At 62.6% G+C, this 22151-nt stretch carries 21 protein-coding genes; 12 read left to right on the forward strand and 9 right to left on the reverse strand.

The features are described from left to right. Positions 1-7: 7 nt before the first annotated feature. The gene (gene zapE / locus BG455_RS15525) at positions 8-1102 is read right to left on the reverse strand and encodes a cell division protein ZapE (protein WP_071470961.1); all 1095 of its coding nucleotides are present in this window, start codon (positions 1100-1102) and stop codon (positions 8-10) included. A 121-nt stretch (positions 1103-1223) separates the two neighbouring features. On the opposite strand from zapE, the gene sseA reads away from it, so the two are divergent. From sseA to BG455_RS15540, 3 genes are read left to right on the forward strand one after another with little or no spacing between them, the layout of a single operon-like run. Continuing rightward, positions 1224-2069 carry a 3-mercaptopyruvate sulfurtransferase gene (gene sseA / locus BG455_RS15530; RefSeq protein ID WP_177190893.1) on the forward strand — a complete coding sequence of 282 codons (846 nt, stop codon included), beginning with the start codon at positions 1224-1226 and terminating at the stop codon, positions 2067-2069. Next, complete coding sequence (locus BG455_RS15535; protein ID WP_071470893.1) at positions 2066-2626, forward strand: GNAT family N-acetyltransferase; 561 nt, start codon at positions 2066-2068, stop codon at positions 2624-2626. Before sseA ends, BG455_RS15535 begins: the two co-directional genes overlap by 4 nt. Before the next feature lie 12 nt (positions 2627-2638). Then, a complete protein-coding gene (locus BG455_RS15540) occupies positions 2639-3820 on the forward strand; it encodes an amino acid aminotransferase (protein WP_071470894.1) in 1182 nt (393 codons plus the stop codon). Positions 3821-3875: 55 nt separating this feature from the next. Here the strand turns inward: BG455_RS15540 and xseA are convergent, their stop codons facing one another. Then, on the reverse strand, positions 3876-5288 hold the full coding sequence (gene xseA, locus BG455_RS15545) for an exodeoxyribonuclease VII large subunit (protein ID WP_071470895.1): 1413 nt from the start codon (positions 5286-5288) through the stop codon (positions 3876-3878). Positions 5289-5362: 74 nt separating this feature from the next. On the opposite strand from xseA, the gene purD reads away from it, so the two are divergent. The 3 genes from purD to BG455_RS15560 all read left to right on the forward strand — a co-directional run bounded on the left by purD (position 5363) and on the right by BG455_RS15560 (position 7487). After that, positions 5363-6625: a phosphoribosylamine--glycine ligase gene (purD, locus tag BG455_RS15550; protein WP_071470896.1), complete on the forward strand. Its 1263-nt coding sequence runs from the start codon at positions 5363-5365 to the stop codon at positions 6623-6625. A gap of 126 nt (positions 6626-6751) precedes the next feature. Further along, positions 6752-7135, forward strand: a complete 384-nt coding sequence (locus BG455_RS15555; protein ID WP_071470897.1) for a VOC family protein — start codon at positions 6752-6754, stop codon at positions 7133-7135. Positions 7136-7139: 4 nt separating this feature from the next. Further along, positions 7140-7487 (forward strand): MmcQ/YjbR family DNA-binding protein, encoded by a 348-nt coding sequence (locus BG455_RS15560; protein ID WP_071470898.1) that lies wholly within the window; start codon positions 7140-7142, stop codon positions 7485-7487. A 671-nt stretch (positions 7488-8158) separates the two neighbouring features. Here BG455_RS15560 and BG455_RS15565 read toward each other — a convergent pair. Together BG455_RS15565 and BG455_RS15570 are read right to left on the reverse strand one after the other, a co-directional pair. Beyond that, positions 8159-8569, reverse strand: coding sequence for a hypothetical protein (locus BG455_RS15565; protein ID WP_071470899.1), 411 nt, complete (start codon positions 8567-8569; stop codon positions 8159-8161). Further along, positions 8566-9570, reverse strand: a complete 1005-nt coding sequence (locus tag BG455_RS15570) for an alkane 1-monooxygenase (RefSeq protein ID WP_245735565.1) — start codon at positions 9568-9570, stop codon at positions 8566-8568. Before BG455_RS15570 ends, BG455_RS15565 begins: the two co-directional genes overlap by 4 nt. Positions 9571-9750: 180 nt before the next feature. On the opposite strand from BG455_RS15570, the gene ftsY reads away from it, so the two are divergent. Next, a complete protein-coding gene (gene ftsY, locus BG455_RS15575; RefSeq protein WP_071470900.1) occupies positions 9751-10845 on the forward strand; it encodes a signal recognition particle-docking protein FtsY in 1095 nt (364 codons plus the stop codon). Here the strand turns inward: ftsY and BG455_RS15580 are convergent. Beyond that, a complete protein-coding gene (locus BG455_RS15580) occupies positions 10836-11414 on the reverse strand; it encodes a YqgE/AlgH family protein (RefSeq protein WP_071470901.1) in 579 nt (192 codons plus the stop codon). The two genes, ftsY and BG455_RS15580, sit on opposite strands and share 10 nt — an antisense overlap. Before the next feature lie 154 nt (positions 11415-11568). Between BG455_RS15580 and BG455_RS15585 the strand changes: the two genes are divergently transcribed. Further along, a complete protein-coding gene (locus BG455_RS15585; protein ID WP_071470902.1) occupies positions 11569-12375 on the forward strand; it encodes a protein-disulfide reductase DsbD domain-containing protein in 807 nt (268 codons plus the stop codon). Here the strand turns inward: BG455_RS15585 and BG455_RS15590 are convergent. The 4 genes from BG455_RS15590 to BG455_RS15605 all read right to left on the reverse strand — a co-directional run bounded on the left by BG455_RS15590 (position 12351) and on the right by BG455_RS15605 (position 18680). Beyond that, positions 12351-15776 carry an efflux RND transporter permease subunit gene (locus BG455_RS15590; RefSeq protein ID WP_071470903.1) on the reverse strand — a complete coding sequence of 1142 codons (3426 nt, stop codon included), beginning with the start codon at positions 15774-15776 and terminating at the stop codon, positions 12351-12353. The genes BG455_RS15585 and BG455_RS15590 overlap by 25 nt on opposite strands. Positions 15777-15779: 3 nt before the next feature. Continuing rightward, positions 15780-17264, reverse strand: coding sequence for an efflux RND transporter periplasmic adaptor subunit (locus BG455_RS15595; RefSeq protein ID WP_071470904.1), 1485 nt, complete (start codon positions 17262-17264; stop codon positions 15780-15782). Positions 17265-17343: 79 nt separating this feature from the next. After that, positions 17344-17886, reverse strand: a complete 543-nt coding sequence (gene moaB, locus BG455_RS15600; protein ID WP_071470905.1) for a molybdenum cofactor biosynthesis protein B — start codon at positions 17884-17886, stop codon at positions 17344-17346. Further along, on the reverse strand, positions 17883-18680 hold the full coding sequence (locus BG455_RS15605; protein WP_071470963.1) for a uracil-DNA glycosylase: 798 nt from the start codon (positions 18678-18680) through the stop codon (positions 17883-17885). The genes moaB and BG455_RS15605 overlap by 4 nt, the downstream gene beginning before the upstream one ends. A 97-nt stretch (positions 18681-18777) precedes the next feature. Between BG455_RS15605 and BG455_RS15610 the strand changes: the two genes are divergently transcribed. Genes BG455_RS15610 through plsY form a run of 4 tightly spaced genes read left to right on the forward strand, consistent with a single transcriptional unit; the run spans position 18778 to position 22131 of the window. Beyond that, positions 18778-19746 (forward strand): aspartate carbamoyltransferase catalytic subunit, encoded by a 969-nt coding sequence (locus tag BG455_RS15610; protein WP_071470906.1) that lies wholly within the window; start codon positions 18778-18780, stop codon positions 19744-19746. After that, positions 19739-20209 carry a hypothetical protein gene (locus BG455_RS15615; protein WP_084386499.1) on the forward strand — a complete coding sequence of 157 codons (471 nt, stop codon included), beginning with the start codon at positions 19739-19741 and terminating at the stop codon, positions 20207-20209. The genes BG455_RS15610 and BG455_RS15615 overlap by 8 nt, the downstream gene beginning before the upstream one ends. Continuing rightward, positions 20209-21519, forward strand: coding sequence for a dihydroorotase (pyrC, locus tag BG455_RS15620; RefSeq protein ID WP_071470907.1), 1311 nt, complete (start codon positions 20209-20211; stop codon positions 21517-21519). The genes BG455_RS15615 and pyrC overlap by 1 nt, the downstream gene beginning before the upstream one ends. A gap of 3 nt (positions 21520-21522) precedes the next feature. Next, entirely contained in the window at positions 21523-22131 is a 609-nt protein-coding gene (gene plsY / locus BG455_RS15625) for a glycerol-3-phosphate 1-O-acyltransferase PlsY (RefSeq protein WP_071470908.1), read from the forward strand. The last annotated feature ends 20 nt before the right edge of the window (positions 22132-22151 follow it).

The following is a 22151-nucleotide window of genomic DNA, read 5'->3' on the forward strand; positions in this document are numbered from 1 at the left end:
TGCCCCTTCAGCCCCCTTGCGCTTGCCCCCACGCCGCGCCCTGCATCTCGCGCAAGCGGCTGGCGGTGCGTTCAAACTCGAACGCGCCCGCGCCTTCCATATATAACTGCTCCGGCACCGAGGCCGCCGAGGCGATCAGCCGCACCTTGCCTTCATACAGCGCATCAATCAGGGTGACGAAGCGCTTGGCCTCATTGTAATTCGTGGCCGACAGATAAGGGATGTCATCCAGCATCAGCACCCGCAACGCCTGCGCAATCACCAGATAATCACCCGGCCCCAGCGGCTTGCCGCACAAGTCCCAGAACCCCGCGCGCCCCACGCCATTATGCGCCTTTGGCACCACCACCTCGCGCCCCTTTACCTGCAACCGCAATGGTGCGCCACGGTCATGGCCTGTCAATTCGTCCCACATGCGCCCCATCTCGGCGCGCGCGGCCGCATCGGCGGGGCTGAAATAGACCTGCGCGCCTGAAAGCCTGTGCTGGCGGTAATCTGTCTCGGACACCAACTGATGCACCACCATCCGCGTCTTGATCAATTCGATAAAGGGCAGAAATAGCGCGCGGTTCAGCCCGTCCTTGTACAGATCATCCGGCACCCTGTTTGACGTGGTGACAATCGCCACACCTGCCGCCATCAGCCGCTCGAACAGCCGCCCCACGATCATCGCATCAGTAATGTCGGTGATCTGCATCTCGTCAAAGGCCAGCAATCGCAACTCGCTTGCGACTTTATCGGCAACAGGGGCCAAAGCATCCTCGACACCGCGCTGGCGCGCGGCATGCAGGCCGGAATGCACCTCTTGCATGAAAGCGTGAAAATGCACGCGCCGTTTGGGAATCTCGCCTGCATGCTCATAAAACAGGTCCATCAGCATGGATTTGCCGCGCCCGACCCCGCCCCACAGATACAAGCCCGGTGCGGGCGCAGGTTTGCTGCGCCCCAACAGCGCGCGCAGCCCGCCCGTTTTCGGCGCTGGCTGCGCCACATGGGCAAGTATCGGCGCAAACAGGGGCATGGCCGCGCGCTGCGCTGCATCGGGGCGGATCGTGCCCGCCTCAACCATCTGGTCGTATATCTGTGTCAAATGATCTGTCATGGGCCGCATCGATACGCCAAAGCCGCGACAGGTGAAAGAGGGGCTGTGATCTTGCCAGCTTCGCCTTGCACCGTTAGGGATAAAGGGAATTGCCGAACGCAAAAGCAGATGGGAGTCGCTGATGGATGATCCGAAAACACTGGTGTCAACCGACTGGCTGGGCGCACATCTCAATGACCCTGACCTGCGCATCATCGATGCCAGCTGGTATCTGCCCCAAATGGGCCGCGATGCGCGGGCGGAATATGAAACCGCGCATATTCCCGGTGCGCGATTCTTTGACATTGACGAAATCAGCGACACCCGCTCCAGCCTGCCGCATATGGCCCCCCCGATCGAGAAATTCATGTCGCGCATGCGGGCGATGGGCGTGGGCGACGGGCATCAGATTGTTGTATATGACGGCATGGGCCTGTTTTCGGCCGCGCGCGTGTGGTGGCTGTTTCGCCTGATGGGCAAAACCGATGTTGCCGTGCTGGATGGCGGTTTGCCGAAATGGCAGGCCGAGGGGCGCGCGCTGGAAGACATGCCCCCCCTGCTGCGCGAGCGCCACATTACGGTGCAACGGCAGGCGCATATGGTCAAGGATGTCAGTCAGGTGGCCGCTGCGGTCAAGCTGCGCGACTGGCAGATCGTGGATGCCCGCGCGCCCGAGCGTTTCAGGGGCGAGGTGCCAGAGCCGCGCGAGGGGCTGCGCGCAGGCCATATGCCCGGCGCGCTGAACCTGCCCTTCACTGCCCTGCTGAACGCCGATGGCACGATGAAACGCGGCGATGCGCTGCGCGCCGCGTTCGAGGGGGCAGGCGTCGATCTGGAGCGCCAGATCATCACCACCTGCGGATCGGGCGTGACTGCGGCGGTCCTCAGCCTTGGGCTGGAGATACTGGGGCACCGCGCCCATGCGCTTTATGACGGCTCATGGTCGGAATGGGGCCAGTTCCCCGATCTGAAGGTCGAAACCGGATGACAACACATCACGCAGGCGACAGCGTCACCTATACTGTGACCTTTCTGGAAATGACCGAGCGGCCCCGCTATGACTGGCCGCATACCCCGAATGGCATGACTGGCGCTTTGCTGAAGGCGGAAACGCCGCCTGTGTGGTATTTCCGCGCCCTCTATGATGCGGTCGGGCGCGATTATGCATGGACAGACCTGCATACCAGCGAAGACAGCGAGATTGCGGACTGGCTGAAGGACAAGGATGTAGCGCTATACTCGCTGATCGATCATGGCTGGCCGCAAGGGTTCTTCCTGCTTGACTGGCGCACGCCCCGCAGTTGCGAGCTGTGCTATTTCGGGCTGGTGCCGCCCTCGGTCGGGCGCGGGCTTGGAAGCTGGATGCTGCGCACCGCCATTCTGACCGCATGGGCGCGCGAGGGGGTCGAGGTGTTGCACGTGAACACCTGCACATTGGACCATCCCCGCGCGCTGATCCAGTATCAGAAACACGGCTTCACACCCGTCCGGCAGGAACAGCGCGCGCGCGTCCTGACCCGCGCATGGACCCCGCAACCCAACTGAAAGCCCCAGCCGATGTTCGAGTCCCTGCCAACGCCCAAGCCTGATGGAATCATCGCTCTGATGCAGGCTTTCGCGCAAGACCCGCGCATGGGCAAGATTGACCTGGGCGTGGGTGTCTACCGCGACGAGGCGGGCCGCACCCCTGTCATGCGGGCCGTCAAGGCCGCAGAGCTGCGATGTGTCGAGACACAGGAAAGCAAAAGCTACCTGTCACTTGCGGGCGATCAGGCGTTTCTGGACGCGATGGGCGCGCTGCTATTGGGCGGGGCTGTACCTGCTGCGCGCGTGGCCAGTGTCGGCACGCCCGGCGGCACGTCGGCAGTGCGCCAGATTTGCGAATTGATCCGCAGCGCGCGGCCAGAGGCGGTGGTCTGGGTCAGCGCGCAGACATGGCCCAACCACGCGCCGGTCATCGCGGCGGCGGGGCTGAAGGCGCAGCCTTATCGCTATATGGACCCTGCGCGCGGCGCGCTGGATCACATGGGCCTGTTTGCCGATCTGGAGCAGGTTTGCGCAGGCGATGTGGTGCTGCTGCATGGCTGCTGCCACAACCCCACCGGCATTGATTTCAGCGCGCAGGACTGGGCCGAGATTGCAGCATTGCTGGCGCGGCGCGGGGCGGTGCCCTTTGTCGATATGGCCTATCAGGGCTTTGGCGAGGGGCTGGATGCCGATGCAGGGGGCTTGCGACATCTGGCCGCGCGCCTGCCTGAAGTGCTGGTGGCGGCAAGCTGTTCCAAGAATTTTGGGCTGTACCGCGAACGTGTGGGGCTGGCGATGGCGATTGTGCCCGAGACCGCGCGCGCGACCTTGGCCGCAGCATTGGCGGGGCTAAGCCGACAGGTTTTCGCCTTTCCCCCCGATCATGGCGGGCGGGTGGTCAGCACGATTCTGGGCGACACGGCCCTGCGCGCCATGTGGCAGGCCGAGTTGGAAGAGATGCGCCTGCGCGTCGAAGAGAACCGCCGCGCGCTTGCATCGGCACTTCACGCCAAGACAGGCAGCGACAGGTTCGACATGATCGCACAGCAACGCGGGATGTTTTCGCTTTTGCCACTCTCGCCCGATCAGGTGGCGCAGCTGCACGCCGATCACGGCATTTACATGATGGGCGACGGGCGCGCGAATATGGCAGGGTTGAATGCCTATAGCGTGCCGGTTTGCGCGCAAGCCATCGCAAGCGTGCTGCGCTAGGGGAAAGACGCGGGGCTCTGCCCCGCACCCCGGAGTATTTGGCGCAAGAAAATGATCAGAACAAACTGCCCTGCTGGGGTGGCGGCGGGGTTTTGGGCTTTGGGGCTTTGGCGGATTTTTGTGGCAGGGCCACAAGGTGGCCATCGGCAAATTCAATCTCCAGCATGGGCGCTTTCGCAGCCGCCCCTGCCGAGGTGAGAAGCGCGCCATCCGCATCGCGCACCACAGCATAGCCGCGCTGCAATGTGGCCGGATAGCCGAGCGACTGGCGCAGGCGTTCCAATGCGGCCAGACGGGTGGCGTGTTGATCGAGAGAGGCTGTGAGCGCGCGGGTGGCGCGGGTGGCGCGATCCTCCAGCCGGTCGCGGGATTTGTCGATCTGGAAGCGGATCGTATTGGCGCGCAGCCCCGCCACAGTGCTGCGCAAGTCCTGCGTTTTGGTGGCAATCAGCGCACGCAGGGAGCCGGGGAAGCGTTCGGCCCATTGGTCAAAGCGCTGGGTGGCGGGGGCAAGCAGCGCCTCGGCGCGGGGCAGCGCACGCGCCAGATCACTCAGCCGTTGGCGGCGCTGGCTGACCGCCTGCCCGCCCGCGCGGATCAGACGCGCATCCAGCCCAGCAAGGCTGGCGGCCAGATCGGAATGCACAGGCACGGCAATTTCCGCCGCCGCTGTCGGTGTGGGCGCGCGCTGGTCAGAGGCGAAGTCGATCAGCGTCGTATCCGTCTCATGGCCCACGGCGGAAATCAGCGGGATGGCACTGGCGGCGACGGCGCGAATGACGATTTCTTCATTGAAGCCCCAGAGGTCTTCGATCGAGCCGCCCCCGCGCGCCACGATGATGACATCGGGGCGCGGGAGCGCCCCGCCTTCGGGCAAGGCATTGAAGCCCGCAATCGCGCGCGCTACCTCGGATGCGCAAGCCTGACCCTGCACTGCCACCGGCCAGAGCAGCACATGCACCCCGAAGCGGTCATGCAGCCGGTGCAGGATATCGCGAATCACGGCCCCTTGCGGCGAGGTGACAACCCCCACCACGCGCGGCAGATAGGGCAGGCGTTTCTTGCGCTCTGGCGCGAAGAGCCCCTCAGCGGCAAGTTGCGCCTTGCGTTTCTCCAGCATCGCCATCAGCGCGCCTGCGCCTGCGGGTTCCACGCTTTCAACCTGGAGCTGGTATTTGGATTGCGGCGCGAAGCTGGTCAGGCGGCCCGTGGCGATCACCTCCATCCCCTCTTCGGGGCGCACCTCCATCCGCGCGACCTGGCCTTTCCAGCTGACGCTGGCAATGACCGCGCGATCATCCTTGAGGTCGAAATACATATGCCCTGTGCGCGCCACCACCACGCGCCCCACCTCGCCGCGCACGCGCACGCGCCCGAATTCCCCTTCCAGCACACGTTTGACCGCCCCCGATATCTCGGAGACTGAAAACTCGGGGGTGTTGCTGGCGGGTTCGTCGATCAGGTCCATGCTGTGCCTTTGCTTGTCACGGGCGCAAACCCACCCTAGAACGCAAGCGCAAGGGTGCCAAGAGAGGGCGGGCAATGAATATTCTGGTTCTGGGCAGTGGCGGGCGTGAACATGCGCTGGCTTGGGCAATTCTGCAAAACCCGAAATGCGACCGGCTGATCTGCGCGCCGGGCAATGCGGGCATGGGCTTGATTGCCGAATGCGCGGATCTGGATATTTGCGATGGCGGCGCGGTGGTGACGTTTTGCGAAGAAAATGCGATCGATTTTGTGGTGATCGGCCCCGAAGCCCCTTTGGCGACCGGTGTGGCGGACAGGTTGCGCGCGGTGGGCATCGCATGCTTTGGCCCGTCAGCCGCCGCGGCACGGCTGGAGGCCTCGAAGGCCTTCACCAAGGAAATCTGCGCCGCGGTCGATGCGCCCACTGCGGGCTATGCCCATTTCACCCAAGCAGCCCCAGCGCGCGCCCATATTCGGGCAACCGGCGCGCCGATCGTTGTCAAGGCCGATGGTCTGGCCGCTGGCAAGGGCGTGATCGTCGCCATGACCGAGGCCGAGGCGCTGGAGGCGGTTGATACCATGTTTGGCGGCGAATTCGGGGCCGCTGGCGCGGAAGTGGTCATCGAGGAATTCATGGAGGGGGAGGAGGCCAGTTTCTTCGTGCTGGTGGATGGCGAGGTCTGCCTGCCCATTGGCACCGCCCAGGACCACAAGCGCGTGGGCGACGGCGATACCGGCCCCAATACCGGCGGCATGGGCGCCTATTCGCCCGCGCCGGTTCTGACCGATGCGATTGCGCAGACAGCGCTGGACCAGATCATCCGCCCCACCATGGCCGAAATGGCACGGCGCGGCATGCCGTATCAGGGGGTGCTGTATGCGGGGCTGATGATCAAGGACGGGCAGCCGCGATTGGTGGAATACAATGCCCGCTTCGGTGACCCTGAAGCGCAGGTGCTGATGATGCGGCTGGGCGCGCAGGCGCTGGACCTGATGCTGGCCTGCGCCGAGGGGCGGCTGGACGAGATGCATGTCAACTGGGCCGAGGATCATGCGCTGACAGTGGTGATGGCCGCACAGGGCTATCCGGGGGATTATGCCAAGGGCAGCGAGGTGCGCGGGCTGGAAGGCTGCGCTGCGGATAGCGCGCATATGGTGTTCCATGCAGGCACGCGGGCCGAGGGCGGGCGGGTGCTGGCCAATGGCGGGCGGGTGCTGAATGTGACCGCGCGGGGGGCCAGCCTGGCCGAGGCGCGCGACCGCGCCTATGACATGGTGGATCAGATCGACTGGCCGGAAGGGTTCTGCCGCCGCGATATCGGCTGGCGCGCGCTGTAGGGGGCGCGTGAAATAGGTTGGTTCTGGGGGGCTGTAATGCGGGACAAAGCGGGCCTTCGCTGCATTTGATCCAATGTCTGCTATACTCAACTGCCAAACCAACCCATCAGAAAGTCAGATTTGAACATGGCCTGGAAACCCAAAAACTATTCGACCATCAGCCCCTACCTCATGGTGCGCGACGCGGAGAAGACCCTTCAGTTCATGGAAGCTGTGTTCGCGGCGACGCGTTTGCGCCTGCACCCTCGGGAAAATGGGTCAGGCGTAGCACATGCCGAAGCCCGGATAGATGACAGCATCATCATGATGGGCGAGGTGCCCGACGCCAGCGAAGCACACATTCACGTTTATGTCCCGAACGCGGAGGAGACCTTTGCAAAGGCAGTGGCCGAAGGTGGGAAAGTGGTCCAAGACATCACTCGCTCAGGGGATGGGGACTATCGCGGTGGGATCGCTGACGGGAATGGCATCGTCTGGTGGATTTCTACGCAAGAAGAATATCGGAACTAGGCCAATGCTTTGGAATGATGTTGTCACGCTTGCAATGAAATGGCCGGAAGTCAGCGAGGCGACGTCCTATGGCGAGCCGTCATTGAAAATCCGCAAGCGATTGCTGGCACGGCACCGTCTAGACGACGACACCATTGTCCTTCTTGACGTCCCGGCAGAGGAACGCGCGCACCTGATAGAGATCATGCCGGAGGTATTCTTTTGCGAACCACACTACCACGGCCATGAAATTGTGCTGGCTTATCTCGAACATGCACCGGTTGATGTCATTGAACGGCTTTTGGAGCGGAGGTGGAGAAACTCTGCAAGCAAGCGTTCGGTCACCAATTTCAAAAACCGAACTGCGCAATAACAGACATTCATTCTCCCCGCAGCATCACGCGCTCTGGGCTCAATTCGACGCATCTCGCCATAGCGCAAGACACCAGATCGCGGCCAACCCACCTCGGATCGCCACGGCAAGGCACAACGGCCTAACGCCACGCAGGCCAAGCCCCGAAACCAGCGCCAGCCCTATACCCCCAGCTCTGGCCCCGGACAGATCAGGGGGCGGGTGCTGCGTTGGACCTCGTATAGCGCGTCCGCTCACCCTCGCCGATGAAGCGGGCATTCAGCCCCAAATCGATATCAGCTGGCACGCGCTGTAGGGGGGCGTGATCTGGGATGGTTTGGGGGGGCTGAGATGCGGTACTTTTCAGCCATTCGCGCGGAATCAAGGGCCGCAGGCCCGCCGCGCATCGCCGGGCCGTACCCCGGCACGGCGATTTGGCTGCCTCAAGCGCACAGCCTTGATCATACGCGGATTTTGCCAGCATAAAGCGCTGTAGCAGGGCACGAGGATCGCCGCACCACGGCCCGACGCTGCGCGGCTTGGGTCAGCCGTTCAAAGCCCCCCAAGCCCTCAAATCGACGCATCTCGCCATAGCGCAAGACACCAGATCGCGGCCAACCCACCTCGGATCGCCACGGCAACGCGCAAGGGCCTAACGCCACGCAGGCCATGCCCCGAAACCAGCGCCAGCCCTACACCCCCACCTCTGGCCCCGTACAGATCAGGGGGCGGGTGCTGCGCTGGACCTCGTAAAGCTCGGTCTGCTCGCCCTCGCCGATGAAGCGGGCATTCAGCCCCTCGTCGCCCCGCCAGAAAATCCAGCAATGTTCCTGCCCGGGCGCATTGTCATAGACAAAACAAATCTGCGTGTCGCGGTCAAACCAGCGCCCCTTGCGGCATTCATCGCCCATAAAGGCCCATGTGGTCCGTCGCCCTGCGTGAAATTCCTCGATCCCGTAGGGCAAGCCATTTTGCCCGAAGGTCAGGGTGCGGCCTGTGACATAGGCCTCGAACTCCGCAGCGCTCATGGGGGTTTGGCCGAGTGCGGCTGTGCCAAGGCAGGCGGTCAGGGCCAGAATGGCAATGCTTTTGATCTGCGTCATGCGCGCTCTCCTTGTGCTTGTGCCAACACACGGTCCACCCGCCGGTCCATCATCCTGAACCATAGCGGCGGCACCAGCGCGATCACACCCATTGCGGGCAGGCTATAGGGCAGCATCGGCATATCGGGCGTCAAACGCAAGGCCGGATAGATGCGCCCGGGATGGGCGTGATGGTCGGAATGGCGGGTGACATTCACTGTCATCAGCGCGCTGAACCAATGCGGGCTGTTCCAGCTGTGGCAGGCCTGTTGCGGGGCATAGCTGCCATCGGGCAGCGCGCGGCGTGCCAACCCGTAATGTTGCAGATAATCCACCATCGCATGCTGAAACTGGGCATAGGCCCCAAACCCCACCAAAGCGGCAACGCCCGCCCAACCAAGTGCGGCCCATGCCAGAACCAACACCCCCAAAGCGCCGCCCGTATAGGTAACATAGGGGTTCATCCGCCCCGAGCGCTGCGCGCGCGCATGCTCGATCCGGTAGCCTTCGGTCAGGTTGCGCCACAGGCTGCGGGGCAGATAGCGGTAGAAACTGGTGCCTTTGGGCGGGAAATTCGGATCCTTGGGCGTGGCCACATGCGGGTGATGCAGCAGCCGGTGCGATGTGGTGACATGCCCATACAGCATGGAAATGAACACCCATTTGCCAAGCGCGAACAAGCCGCGATGGGTGCGGTGAATCAACTCATGCGCATTGGCAATGCTGACCTGCCCGAAAAACAGCCCGAACCCCAGAAAAGCAGCCGCGCGTTCGGCCATGCCTAGCCCTGTTGCCCCTGTCACAGCATAGGCGCCGATGGCCAGCAGCGCGAAATGGCCAAGCGCCAGCGCAACCGACAGCGCATTGGCCCAGAACACCCCCTTTTCAGGGGCGGTGGCGGGGGTCAGCACATGGACCACCTCATCCAGCGCGAAAGCGATGACCGAGATATAGGCCAGCGCCAGCCAGACCCAGAAACCGCCATGAATGGCCCCGATCGCCAGCAAAATAACTGGGGCCAATGCAGCAAAAGCAAAATGTAAAACCGGCATTTCAAATCCGCCAAAGGGTAATAATGCAAAACATATCACGCCCTCCGCACCAGTACAGCCGCGCATTTTGCCACTGTTTGCAGATTTCGGGTGCTTTCCAAACGGGCACGCATGAGGTAGCTCTCACTCAGACAAGACAAGGATCAGGCCATGTCGTTTTTCAAGAAGCTGAAACAGCGCATGTTCCGCTCATCCTCGAAACTGGATGAGGGGTTGGAGGCGCTGGTGGAAGAGGCGGGCTCTGGCGCAGATGCCCCCCCTGCGCCAGAGCAATCCCCTGCCCCCCAGCCGCGCCCTGATCCGGTGCCTGCGCCACAGGCCCAGGAGCAGCCCATCGAGAAACCCGCCGAACAGGGCGCGAAACCGGGCCTTCTGGGCCGGATGCTGGGCCGTGACGACGCGCCGCGCCGTGTGCTGGATGATGAGATGCTGGAACGGCTGGAGGAGTTGCTGATCCAGTCCGACATGGGGGTTGAAACCGCCATGCGCGTCAGTGCCAATCTGGCCGAAGGGCGCTTTGGACGCAAAATGTCGGTGTCCGAGATCAAGGCCGCGCTGGCCGATGAAATCACCCGCATCATGGAGCCTGTGGCAAAGCCGCTGCCGCTATATGCCGCGCGCCCGCAAGTGGTGCTGGTGGTGGGCGTCAATGGCGCGGGCAAGACCACGACCATTGGCAAACTGGCCAGCCAGTTCCGAGAGGCCGGCAAATCGGTGATGATCGCGGCGGGCGACACGTTCCGCGCCGCTGCCGTGGAACAATTGCAGGTCTGGGGCACACGCGCGGGCGTGCCGGTCATGACCGCGCCCGAAGGCTCGGACCCTGCCAGCCTTGCCTATGACGCATTGGCGCGCGCAAAGGCGGAAGGGATTGACCTGCTGATGATCGACACAGCCGGACGGCTGCAAAACCGCGCTGACCTGATGGAAGAACTGGCCAAGATATTGCGTGTGCTGCGCAAGCTGGACCCCGACGCCCCCCACAATACACTGTTGGTGCTGGACGCGACCACTGGGCAGAACGCCCTGAATCAGGTGGAAATCTTCCGCAAGCTGGCAGATGTGACAGGGCTGGTCATGACAAAACTGGACGGCACCGCGCGCGGCGGTGTTCTGGTGGCGCTGGCTGATCGCTTCGGCCTGCCGATCCATGCCATCGGCGTGGGCGAGCAGATTGACGACCTGCAAGCCTTCGACCCAGAGGAATTTGCCGCAGCGCTTATCGGCACCGACCTTCAGGCGTGACCCGTCGCACCTGACAAAAGCCGCGGATCAACCCCGATCCGGCCCAGCGCGGCGGTCCATTTGGCCCCGTCTTCGGTGCCAAACAGCATGGCAGGCGCGGCATCGGCGATCAGCCAGCCGCCTGCCTGAATCTCACTGTCCAACTGCTCTGGCCCCCAGCCCGCATAGCCCAGCGCCACGATGGAATGCGCAGGCCCCTGCCCGCGCGCCATCTCGGCCAACACCTCGACCGAGGTGCTTAGAACGATACCCTCTGCGACTTGCAGGCTGCCTTCGGCATTGAAGAAATCGGGCGAGTGCAGCACAAACCCGCGCGAAGTCTCGACAGGGCCGCCGAAATGAACAGGGCCATCTACCGGGTCTTCGCCCAAGCCCTTGCCCGCTTCGGGGGCCTCAAGGTCAAGATGGGTCAGCAATTTGAACAAGGTCAGGTCAGGCAAGGGTTTGTTGACAATAACCCCCATCGCGCCGCTTTCTGAATGGGCGCAAAGCAACACCACCGAATGCGCGAATCGGGGGTCTGGCATTGACGGCATGGCGATCAGCAATTTTCCGACGAGATGGGTCATGTCTGTCCAAGAGATGTCTTTGGGGCAGCATGCCTGTCTTGCGCGGGCTTGCCAAGGGGTTCACAAGCGGGGCAGACAGGCTTTTGTGTCACAGGCGCGCCATGTCGCGCCCTTGTGACTTCCCTTCTCGGGGCGCACAGGGAATCTAGGGGCTATGAAAAGACTTTGCACATTTCTGACGCTTTGCGCGCTGGCGCTGCCGGTTACGGCCCCGGCGCAGGCCCCCCATGTGGCCGAAATTGTACAGGCCAATATGCGCCCCGGCTGGAAAACCGAGACAGGCACATACATGGCCGCGCTGCATGTTCGGCTTGCACCAGAATGGATGACCTATTGGCGCCATCCGGGCGAAAGCGGGATTGTGCCCACGCTGGATGTGTCAGGCTCGCGCAATCTGGCGGGTGCGCGCATCATCTGGCCGGAACCGAAGCTGTATATCAAAGCCGGTTTTGCCAGCATCGGCTATACAGATGAAATCGTGCTGCCGATAGAACTGACGCCTGCCAACCCCGCGCAGCCCGTCGAACTGGATGCGATCCTGTCAGTGGGCGTGTGTGCAGATATCTGCATTCCGGTCGATCTGGCGCTGAAACTGGCCACGCAGGGCGCGGGCGCGCCCGATACCGCAATCGCAGCCGCACTGACACGCCGCCCGAAAGCGGCGCATACGGCCGGCTTGCAGGCAATGGAGTGCAACATCACCCCCGACAAACGCGGAATACGGCTAAGTGCAAACCTGCAAATGCCCCCGCAAGGCAACACCGAATTTGTGCTGATTGAAATGATGGGCAGTGGCATGCCCACGCGCGCGCTGCCCTCTGAACGGCTTGGCGATACATTGACAGGCCATACCCTGTTTCGCACCAAAACCGGCGGGTCCATAGACCGCTCTGCCCTGCGGATCAGCATTATCAGCGAATATGGCACGACTGTGCATCAGGGCTGCGCGGTTTCCGACTGAAGCTTGCGTCGGGTGCCAAGCCAGACCCCCAGCGCGCCAAGGCACCATGCCACCCCCAAGCCCAGAACTGCGCCGCCCAGAAACAGCACCATCGCCGCGCGCATGGGCGAGTCTGCCAGCCCTGCGACAAGGTCGGGCCACAGCACCTGCCCTGTCACGATCACCCCGCCCAGCGTTGCGATGAACCACGCCACCAGCCCCAATGCGGCCACAAGCGGCACCAGCGACACACCGCGCGCAGGCAGTGTCAGGGCGCGCCGTAGCGACACAACCTGACGGCGCATGTCATGCCCGATGGCCAGCAAGGCAGGCACCAGCAGCAGCACGATGAACATGCCAAACCCAAGCCCGTAAACCAGCGTAATCACAGTGGGTTTCAGAAATGCCGCCTGGGTCGAGTTTTCGAACATCAAGGGCGTCAGGCCCAGCACCGTGGTCAATGTCGTCAGCAGCACAGGGCGCAGGCGATCACAGGTTGCGTCAATGATCGAGGGGATAAGCCCCCTGTCCCGTGCATATTGGTCCACAGTTGTGACCAGCACGATGGAATCGTTGATGATGATCCCCGCCATCCCCATCATACCCACGACCGAGAACATCGACATGGCCATGTCCCAACTCAGATGCCCGTAAATCACCCCGATCAGGCCAAAGGGAATGACTGCCATAACCACCATCGGGCGCAGCCAGCTGGAAAATACCCATGCCAAGGTCAGATAGATCAGGATCAGGCACAGCCCGATGCCGATGGCCGCATCCGTCATGAATTCGCGTTCCTGTTCGGCCTGACCGGAGAGTCGCGTTGTGATGCCGAAATCGGCCTCAAGATCGGGCAGGATACGTTCTGTCAGCAGGCGCGTAATCTCGCGGGCGCGGGCGGGGTCATCTTCGGACAGATCGCCCGTGACGGTGACCACGCGCACGCCATTCTCGCGCCGGATGCTGGAAAAGCCCTGCCGCTCGGCGACCGAGACGATATCGCCCAGCGGCACATAGCTGCCCGATGACGCGCGCATCATCATATTGTCCAGAAAATCCGCAGCCCGTTCGGATGCCGGGACTTCCACACGAATGCGCCCTGTGCGCAACCCGTCAGGGAAGGTCGCAGCCTCGATGCCCGACAGACGGTTGCGCAAGTCGCGCGACAACCCTTCAACCGTAAAGCCCAGCGCCTGCCCCTGCGGGGTCAGTTGCAGCAGCAATTCTAGCTTGTCATAGGGCAGATTGTCTTCCAGCCCTGTAATCTCGGGAAAGGGAACAAGGGCTGTGCGCAACGCCTCGGATGCCGCTTTCAACGTCTCGGCATCGGCCCCTGTCAGATCGACCGACAGCGAATCGCCACCCGGACCAGTCCCCCATGACCGGAAACTGAATTCCTCCAACCGCGGAAGCGACTGCACCTCGTCTTGCAGGGCAGATGCGAAGGCAAAAGACGACATCTCGCGCAGATCGGCATCGACCAGATCAATCGAGATTGCGCCCAGAAGGTCGCCATCCTTGTTGTCAGCCGATGCCAGCGGCCGCCCGGCATGGCCGCCCAATTCAGCCATGGCGAACATTACAGGGTTGATGCCGGTCTCGGCTTCCATGCGGGCGGCCAGTGCCTCGGTGGCGCGCTGCAATTCGCGCAGCATGTCCAGCGTATCGGCGCGGGTTGCGCCATCGGTCATGACAATATTGCCAGTGATCGAGCCTTGCTCGGGCGGGTTGAAGAAGCGAAACGGCAGATCACCACGCACAAGATGGGCCATCTGAAGCGTTAAAAGCGCAATCAGCCCTGCCACAACCGGATAGCGCGCCGCGATCACCATGCCGATAAAGGGCCGGAACGCGCGCTCTCGCATCCATTTGAAGCCGCGATTGACCTGCCGCGAGGGCCAGTCATACCAGCGTTCTTTCAGGCCACTGGCGATTGCATGATACATATGGTTGGGCAGGATCAGAAAACACTCCACCAGCGAGGCGGTGAGAACAGCAATAACAGTCAGGGGAATATCGGCAATCAAGGTGCCAAAGCGCCCGCCCACAAGGATAAGCGCACCAAAGGCCAGAACTGTGGTGATCGTTGCCGCAAAAACCGGCTGCGCCATGCGGGTGGCGGCGTTTTCCGCCGCTTGCGCAGGCGTCTCGCCCAACTCGCGCGCGCGGTAATCCGCATGCTCGCCCACCACAATCGCGTCATCCACGACAATGCCAAGCGTGATGATCAGCGCAAAAAGCGAGATCATGTTGAAGCTTAGGCCCATCAGATACATGACAGCAATCGCGGCCAGCATGGCCGCCGGTATGCCCGCAGATACCCAAAAGGCCGTGCGCGCATTCAGGAACAAAAACAGCAACACCACAACAAGGCCAAGACCAAGTGTTGCATTCTTGACCAGAATCATGATGCGCCCAGAAATGAAATCGGCCCGCGTTGAAACCAGCTCGATTTTCACGCCTTCGGGCAGATTGCGGTTCATGACATCGGCCATGGTCTGCACACGCGCCTGAATTTCGATGGCATCGCTCCGCTCGGACCTGTCAACGCGCAAGGTGATGGCGGGGTCATCGCCCACCCAGAAAGCGCGGTCGCGGTCGATGCGCCCCTCTCTTAGCTCGGCCACATCGCCCAAGCGCAGCACAGTTCCATCCGCGCGGGTGCGCAGTGCAATCTCGGCCATCTGGTCGGCAGAGCGCCGCTCGGAGCCGGTGCGCACCCGAGAGCCGCCGGAAGACACTTCGCCGGAAGGGTCCGTGCTGACCGTGCTGCGGATGGCCTGCGCAATATCGGCCATGCTCAGGTCATGTTCGATCAGGTTGCGCGTGGGCACTTCGACCAACACCTCGGCGCTGGCCACGCCGCGTATGGTGGTGCGGGTGATCCCTTCATTATATAGCCGCGCTGCAAATTCATCGGCAAAGCGGGCCAGTTGTTCCACTGCAACAGGGCCGGTCACAACGACATTGGTGACCCTGTCGGCCCAACTGGACCGGCGGGTGACCGGATCTTCCACATCTTCGGGCAGAGTGCCAACCGCATCCAGCGCGTCTTGCACATTGGCACTGCCACGCGCCATGTCCCAGCCGGTTTCAAAATCGATGGTGAAACTGGCGCGCCCTTCGCGTGACTGGGCGGTAACATTGCTGACCCCGTCCACAGCTTGCAGCGCGGGGCCGACAAGCTGGACCACACCGCGATCAAGGTCTTCGGCCCCTGCGCCCGGCCAGCGGATATCGACCGAGATGTTATCAACCACCACATCGGGGAAGAATTGCGCGCGCATCTGCGGGATGGCTGCCAGACCGGACACGATCATGACCACCAAAAGCAGGTTCGCGGCGGTTTTGTGGCGGGTGAAATAGCGAAACAGACCCAAGGCTTGCACTGCAAGCCTGTCTTTCGTGCTGCGCACAGCCATGGTTCAGCCCCCGCTTTGGGGGCGTCCGCCGCCCCCGTTTTCCAGCCGTTCCAGCATGCTGGCGGGAACGGAGTCTTCGGAAAGCTGCGCGATCATGCGCGCGCGCACGGGTTCTGGCATGCGGGTGTTGCCTTCGACCTGCGCAATCAGCCGCGCACGGCGTTCGGGGTCAAGCATCACCATTTCAGGCGCATCCATGACCACCTCGCCCGTGGCGGTTTCACGCTGCGGGCGCACCAGAATACCGGCCCCAAGGGCAGGGCCAATCTCGCGCACAATCTCTAATCCGGCCAGCGCGCGCGCCGCGACCAGCACATCATCGCCCTGACGGCGCAACACTGTGACAGGCAGCGCAGACAGGCGGTTGTCATCATTGATGACCAGCACATCGCCCGAGGCATTCACGGCGGTTGCGGGCAGCAAGGCCACATCTTGCAACGCGGGTTCCTGCAAGCGCACGGTCACAAAATCGCCCGGACGAAAGCCCCGTGGGGCCACCAGCTCGACAAACAGCTGCCGCCCGCTTTGCCCCTGTTCCACAGTGGCAGAGGCCCGCACCAACCGCGCAGGAGAGGTGATCTCGAAGCCCGCCACTTCCAGCGCAACTTCTGCCTCGTTGTTCAGCAAACGGCCATCGTCGTCGATCAGGCGCAGATATTGCGCGGTAGACACGCGCACCGCCACTTCCAGCGATGCGGGGTCTATGATGCGGCCAAGCTGTTCGTTGGTGTTGACAATCGCGCCCTCAGAAATGCCGACATCGGCCAGCGTGCCGCTGAAACTGGCATAAACGCGGGTGTCGGACAGGCGGCGCTCTGCCTCGCTTAGGGAAATGCGCTGGCGCTCCAGCGCGCTTTCGGCCTGATCGCGGCGCGCGATGGCCTGCGCTTCGGCCTGTCTGCGCCCGACAGTGGCCTGACGCGCGGATGACAGCGCAAGCTCTGCCTCTTCCAGCGCGGCTTCGGTTGCCACACCGCGTTCCGCCAGACCGCGACGACGCTCCAGCGCGCGGGTGCGCAGATCGAATTGGGCCTGCGCTGCGGCCACATCCTCGCCCGCAAGTTCCAGCGCGCGGGTGGCATCGCGCAACTCGGCCTTGGCGCGGGCAAGATCGGATTGCGCCAAAGCAAGCGCTGCTTGCGCATCGGACGGGTCTATGCGGAACAGAAGCTGGCCTTCGCGCACGTCTGCGCCATCCTCGAACCCTGCCGCCACTTCCAGCACCTGTCCGCCCACGGGCGTGCGCAATTCAAGCGAACGGCGCGTGCGCACTTCGCCAAATGCCGACAGGGTCGGGGTGACTTCGCCTGACGTGACCTGCATGGCGCGCACCGTGAACACGCGTTCGCGCCCGCCCTGCCCCGGCCCGCCTGTCACCTCTGCCCTGCTCTGGATCGCGGTGACCAGCGTATAGCCTGCATATGCAAGGGCCGAAAAAGACAATGCCGCAAGAAACAGCGCAATCAGGCTGCGGGTCAGGAAACGCATGGCCACTCCAGTTCAAGGCGACATACAGATTACGCCGCAAAAGCCGCATCAGTTCAATCTACTTGAACGCACCAACGCGTTACTTCCGTCGCAGATGTTCATCCAATCGCGGAAAAATTTCGACAAAATTGCAAGGGCGGTGGCGGAAATCGAATTGCAGCGCAAGAATTTCATCCCAAGCATCCTTGCACGCCCCCGGAGAGCCGGGCAGGGCAAACAGATATGTCCCTTGCGCCACCCCCGCACAGGCCCGCGACTGGATGGCCGATGTGCCGATCTTCTGCATCGAGATGATGGTAAAGACTGTGCCGAACGCCTCGATCTCTTTCTCATAGACATCCCGATGCGCCTCGACCGTGACATCCCGCCCTGTCAGGCCAGTTCCGCCTGTGGTCAGAATGGCATCAATGCCCGGATCGGCACACCATACGCGCAACTGCGCGGCGATCTGGTCACGCTCGTCGCGCAAGATATCGCGCGCGGCAAGGATATGGCCTGCCCCCTCAATGCGCGCGGCCAGCGTGTCGCCGGATTTGTCATTGTCCTGCGCGCGTGTGTCAGACACTGTCAGCACTGCAAAGCGCACTGGCATGAAGGGTTTGGTCTCGTCAATTCGGGTCATGAAACGGTCCTTAGTCGGGCTTGCAACTCCAGCAGATCGGCCCAAGCTTCGCGCTTGGCGGCAGGGTTGCGCAACAGATAAGCAGGGTGCAGCATGGGCAGCGCAGGCCGCCCCGCCACCTCGCGCCACTGCCCGCGAATGCGGGTGATCGCCTCCTGGCTTTCAAGCAAGGTGCCCGCCGAAATGCGCCCCATCAGGATCAGCACATCGGGGTTGATCAACTCGATATGGCGCATCACGAACGGGCGGAACATGGCGCGTTCCTCTGCACTCGGGTCGCGGTTCTGGGGTGGACGCCACGGCAGGATATTGGTGATATAAACCGCATGCGCAGGGTCGGGATGGTCGCGGCGCATGTCTATGGCCGCCAGCATCCGGTCAAGCAACTGCCCCGCTTCCCCGATAAAGGGCTTTCCCGCGCGGTCCTCCTCGCGGCCCGGTGCCTCTCCCACGATCATGACGCGGGCATTGGGCTGGCCGTCGCAAAAGACCAGATTGCGCGCGCCAAGTTTCAGATCGCTATGCTCGAAAGCGGCAAGCGCGGCTTGCAGCGCCTCCAGATCAGGGGCGGCACCGGCCATGGCCTGCGCTTCTGCGACAGGGTCGGCATTGACAACCGGCGTGGTCATGGCAGGGGTGGCGGCGGCTTTCGGGGCCGCAACAGGCGCAGGGTCCAGCGCATAGCGGTCAATGGGCGCGTCACAAATGGCTTCAAGCGCGCCCATCTCAACCTGCCACTCAAGGCAGGCGCGCGCAATGTGCCAGTCTGTTTCCCATGGGGCCTGCGTTGTCATGCCCATACCGTAATGTGCACATGACAAAGGGTAAAGCGGCCTTGTCGTCGCGGGGCGCGGTTTCTATAACGGCACAGCGGCAAATGGCGGGGGACGCATGACTTTCACACAGAATCATCTTCTGGGGATCGAGCCGCTTCACCCGACAGAGATTACCACCATCCTTGATCTGGCGGATGAATATGTCGCGCTGAACCGGTCCAGCGAGAAGCATGGCTCGGCGCTATCGGGCATGACGCAGATCAACATGTTCTTCGAAGCCTCGACCCGCACACAGGCCAGTTTCGAGCTGGCGGGCAAGCGGCTTGGTGCGGATGTCATGAATATGGCCATGGCCCAGTCCAGCCTGAAAAAGGGCGAGACGCTGATCGACACGGCGCTTAGCCTGAATGCCATGCACCCCGATTTGCTGGTGGTGCGGCATGGCCGGTCAGGGGCCGTCAACCTGCTGGCGGAAAAGGTGAATTGCGCGGTTCTGAATGCAGGCGATGGCAAGCATGAACACCCAACACAAGCGCTTTTGGATGCGCTGACCATCCGGCGCAAGAAAGGCCGTCTGCACCGGCTGAGCATTGCGATATGCGGCGACATTGCCCATAGTCGCGTCGCGCGTTCAAACCTGATCCTGCTGGGCAAGATGGAAAACCGCGTGCGCCTAGTCGGCCCGCCCACATTGATGCCCAAGGGCGTCGAAGAGTTCGGGGTCGAGGTGTTCGACGACATGCGCGAAGGGCTGGCAGGGGCCGATGTGGTGATGATGCTGCGCCTTCAGCGCGAACGGATGGATGGCGGCTTTGTACCCTCAGAGCGCGAATATTTCCACCGCTACGGGCTGGATGCCGAGAAACTGGCCTATGCCAAGGATGATGCCATCGTCATGCATCCCGGTCCGATGAACCGCGGGATCGAGATTGACGGCGCCATCGCCGATGACATCAACCGCTCGGTCATTCAGGAACAGGTTGAAATGGGGGTTGCGGTGCGCATGGCCGCGATGGACCTGCTGGCCCGAAACCTGCGTCGCACGCGCGAACGCGACAGACTGAGAAAGGCCGCCCATGGCTGAAGAAATCCGCGAAAGCAGCCTTGGCGATACAGTGTTCGAGCCGGAACCGGGCGAAAAGATCCTGCGCGACATCCGGTCCGACAAGGCCACCTATTGGCGCGATCACGGGGTGATGGCAGTCTTGGGCATGGGGGTCGTGGGGATTGTGCTGTCTGTCATCGGGTCCGACCATGTGGCCATCGGCTCACTCGGGGCGGTGCTGGCGCTGGCCGTACGCGGGCTGTGGCTGTATTCGGAACAGATGAAATTCCGCTGGGTGCTGAGTAATATGCGCCTTGTCGGACCGGGCGGGCGACAGGTGTATTTGCTGGAACTGGAAAAGGCGCGCCGCCTGTTTGGCGATATCCAGCTGATCACCAAAAGCGGCGACAAACATCTGATCAAGCACATCCGCCAATCCGACCAGTTGGTGGCCGAGATCGAAGCCGCCCGCGCCAAACGCGCCAAGCGAAAGGGGGCGTGATGGCCCCGCAAGCTGCAAATTCACCAAAGGAAGCACGCGTGATCTGGTTTCACAATGCACGACTGATTGACCCTGAACACGGCGTTGAGCGTCTGGGAAGCCTGTTGGTGCAGGATGGCATGATAACAGAATTGGACGGCCCCTGCCCCGATGGTGCCGAAGCGCGCGATTGCGCAGGAAAATGCCTTGCCCCCGGCATTGTGGATATGGGTGTGCAGGTGGGCGAGCCGGGCGCGCAGCACAAGGAATCCTTGCGCACCGCAGGCCTGGCGGCGGCCAAGGGCGGGGTCACGACCATCATCATGCGCCCTGACACAACACCTGCCATCGACACGCCCGAAGTGCTGGAATATGTCACCCGCCGCGCCGAGGCGCGCACCCCCGTCAACATTCGCGCCATGGCCACCCTGACCCGCGCGCGCGAAGGGCGCGAAATGTCCGAGATCGGCTTTTTGCTGGATGCGGGCGCTGTGGCCTTTACCGATGGCGACAGGATTGTAGGCGACACCAAGGTTCTGGCACGCTGCATGACCTATGCCAAGGGCTTGGGCGCGCTGATTATCGGGCACCCGCAGGATGGCGGGTTGTCGGACGGGGCCTGCGCCACAAGCGGAAAGTTTGCTTCGCTGCGTGGCCTGCCCGCTGTCTCGCCCATGGCAGAGCGGATGGGCTTTGACCGCGACATGGGCTTGGTCGAGATGACAGGCGTGCGCTACCATGCCGACCAGATCACCAGCGCACGCACCCTGCCCGCGCTGGAACGCGCCAAGCGCAACGGGCTGCATGTGACCGCTGGCATTTCGATCCATCACCTGACGCTGAATGAAATGGATGTGGGCGATTACCGCACCTTCTTCAAATTCACCCCGCCGCTGCGCAGCGAAACCGACAGGGGCGCGATGGTGCGCGCCGTGGCCGAAGGGCTGATCGATGTCATCTGTTCCATGCACACCCCTCAGGATGAGGAATCCAAGCGCCTGCCGTTTGAAGAAGCCGCCTCTGGCGCGGTGGGGTTGGAAACTTTGTTGCCCGCTGCGATGCGGCTGTATCATTCCGAAGGGTTAAGCCTGCCGCAAATCTGGCGCGCGCTGTCCTTCAACCCCGCGCAACTTCTGGGGTTGGCGGCGGGGCGGCTGTCAGTGGGCGCACCGGCCGATCTGGTGCTGTTCGACCCCGACGCGCCCTTCGTGCTGGACCGTTTTGCGCTACGCTCGAAATCCAAGAACACCCCCTTTGACGGGGCACGGATGGAGGGGCGCGTTCTGGCCACCTATGTCGCGGGCAACTGCGTCTATGAACACAAGGTCTAAGCCATGCCCGAATTGCTGACACCGCTATGGCTGCTGGGGGTTGTGGGGCTGGTGGCATATATGATCGGCTCGATCCCTTTTGGGGTGGTGGTCGCGCGCGTGATGGGCTTGGGCGATCTGCGCGCGATCGGGTCAGGCAATATCGGGGCCACCAATGTCATGCGCACAGGTAACAAGGCCGCAGGCGTGCTGACCTTTGTGCTGGATGCAGGCAAGGGCGCGATTGCGGCATTGGTGGCATGGGCGCTGTTGGGCGAAGACGCCGCACAGGCGGCGGCTTTGGCGGCGTTTCTGGGCCATTTGTACCCTGTGTATCTGGGTTTCAGGGGTGGCAAGGGGGTGGCAACCTTCATCGGCACAGCGCTGGCACTGGCATGGCCCGTCGCGCTGGGGGTCTGCGCGATCTGGGCGCTGGTGTTCAAACTGGGCCGCATCTCGTCGCTTGCGGCACTGGTGGCAAGCGCCTTCAGCCCTATGCTTGCGCTGGTTTTTGGCTACCAGAGCATGGCCGCATTGTTTGGCGTTCTGACAGCGATGATCTTTTACAAACATATCGAGAATATCCGCCGCCTGCTGACCGGCACCGAAGCGCGGTTTGACAAGAAGCGCTAAGGCTGCACAGCCTGAGATAT

The organism is Roseinatronobacter thiooxidans, assembly GCF_001870675.1.
In the GTDB taxonomy this organism is placed as follows: Bacteria; Pseudomonadota; Alphaproteobacteria; order Rhodobacterales; family Rhodobacteraceae; genus Roseinatronobacter; species Roseinatronobacter thiooxidans.

What these genes read in the sequence shown, in the direction of transcription:
- zapE (WP_071470961.1), bottom strand. Translation starts at nt 1,102, where the DNA reads ATGACAGATCATTTGACACAGATATACGACCAGATGGTTGAGGCGGGC.
- sseA (WP_177190893.1), top strand. Translation starts at nt 1,224, where the DNA reads ATGGATGATCCGAAAACACTGGTGTCAACCGACTGGCTGGGCGCACAT.
- BG455_RS15535 (WP_071470893.1), top strand. Translation starts at nt 2,066, where the DNA reads ATGACAACACATCACGCAGGCGACAGCGTCACCTATACTGTGACCTTT.
- BG455_RS15540 (WP_071470894.1), top strand. Translation starts at nt 2,639, where the DNA reads ATGTTCGAGTCCCTGCCAACGCCCAAGCCTGATGGAATCATCGCTCTG.
- xseA (WP_071470895.1), bottom strand. Translation starts at nt 5,288, where the DNA reads ATGGACCTGATCGACGAACCCGCCAGCAACACCCCCGAGTTTTCAGTC.
- purD (WP_071470896.1), top strand. Translation starts at nt 5,363, where the DNA reads ATGAATATTCTGGTTCTGGGCAGTGGCGGGCGTGAACATGCGCTGGCT.
- BG455_RS15555 (WP_071470897.1), top strand. Translation starts at nt 6,752, where the DNA reads ATGGCCTGGAAACCCAAAAACTATTCGACCATCAGCCCCTACCTCATG.
- BG455_RS15560 (WP_071470898.1), top strand. Translation starts at nt 7,140, where the DNA reads ATGCTTTGGAATGATGTTGTCACGCTTGCAATGAAATGGCCGGAAGTC.
- BG455_RS15565 (WP_071470899.1), bottom strand. Translation starts at nt 8,569, where the DNA reads ATGACGCAGATCAAAAGCATTGCCATTCTGGCCCTGACCGCCTGCCTT.
- ftsY (WP_071470900.1), top strand. Translation starts at nt 9,751, where the DNA reads ATGTCGTTTTTCAAGAAGCTGAAACAGCGCATGTTCCGCTCATCCTCG.
- BG455_RS15580 (WP_071470901.1), bottom strand. Translation starts at nt 11,414, where the DNA reads ATGACCCATCTCGTCGGAAAATTGCTGATCGCCATGCCGTCAATGCCA.
- BG455_RS15585 (WP_071470902.1), top strand. Translation starts at nt 11,569, where the DNA reads ATGAAAAGACTTTGCACATTTCTGACGCTTTGCGCGCTGGCGCTGCCG.
- BG455_RS15590 (WP_071470903.1), bottom strand. Translation starts at nt 15,776, where the DNA reads ATGGCTGTGCGCAGCACGAAAGACAGGCTTGCAGTGCAAGCCTTGGGT.
- BG455_RS15595 (WP_071470904.1), bottom strand. Translation starts at nt 17,264, where the DNA reads ATGCGTTTCCTGACCCGCAGCCTGATTGCGCTGTTTCTTGCGGCATTG.
- moaB (WP_071470905.1), bottom strand. Translation starts at nt 17,886, where the DNA reads ATGACCCGAATTGACGAGACCAAACCCTTCATGCCAGTGCGCTTTGCA.
- BG455_RS15605 (WP_071470963.1), bottom strand. Translation starts at nt 18,680, where the DNA reads ATGACAACGCAGGCCCCATGGGAAACAGACTGGCACATTGCGCGCGCC.
- BG455_RS15610 (WP_071470906.1), top strand. Translation starts at nt 18,778, where the DNA reads ATGACTTTCACACAGAATCATCTTCTGGGGATCGAGCCGCTTCACCCG.
- BG455_RS15615 (WP_084386499.1), top strand. Translation starts at nt 19,739, where the DNA reads ATGGCTGAAGAAATCCGCGAAAGCAGCCTTGGCGATACAGTGTTCGAG.
- pyrC (WP_071470907.1), top strand. Translation starts at nt 20,209, where the DNA reads ATGGCCCCGCAAGCTGCAAATTCACCAAAGGAAGCACGCGTGATCTGG.
- plsY (WP_071470908.1), top strand. Translation starts at nt 21,523, where the DNA reads ATGCCCGAATTGCTGACACCGCTATGGCTGCTGGGGGTTGTGGGGCTG.